Raw genomic sequence first — 477 nt, forward strand, 5'->3', positions numbered from 1 at the left:
TCCCTGTACCTGCCGTCCGGCGAGGTCGGCACGGAGCGCCAGGACGAGAAGGTCCGCTTCATGGACGAGTTCCTCACGTACCTCAAGGAGCTGCGGGAGAAGGCCGCCGCCGACGGGCGCGAGGTCGTGGTCTGCGGCGACTGGAACATCGCGCACGAGAAGGCCGACCTGAAGAACTGGCGCGGCAACACCAAGAACTCCGGCTTCCTGCCCGAGGAGCGGGAGTGGCTCTCCCGGGTCCTCGACCCGGCCGACGGCGGCTACGTCGACGTGGTGCGCGCCCTGCACCCGGACGTGGACGGCCCGTACTCGTGGTGGTCGTACCGGGGGCGCGCTTTCGACAACGACACGGGATGGCGCATCGACTATCAGATGACCACCCCGGGGCTCGCGGACCGCGCCGTGAAGGCGTACGTGGAGCGGGCGGCGACGCACGCCGAACGCTGGTCGGACCACGCGCCGGTGACGGTCGTCTAC

General features: G+C 70.0%; 1 protein-coding gene. It reads left to right on the forward strand.

Annotated features, from left to right (window positions below; translation table 11 throughout):
- The coding region (locus LPA54_RS37445) for an exodeoxyribonuclease III (RefSeq protein WP_228984907.1) at positions 1-477 on the forward strand (477 nt) is incomplete at both ends.

Source organism: Streptomyces sp. DH12 (genome assembly GCF_020873895.1).
Classification (GTDB): Bacteria; Actinomycetota; Actinomycetes; order Streptomycetales; family Streptomycetaceae; genus Streptomyces.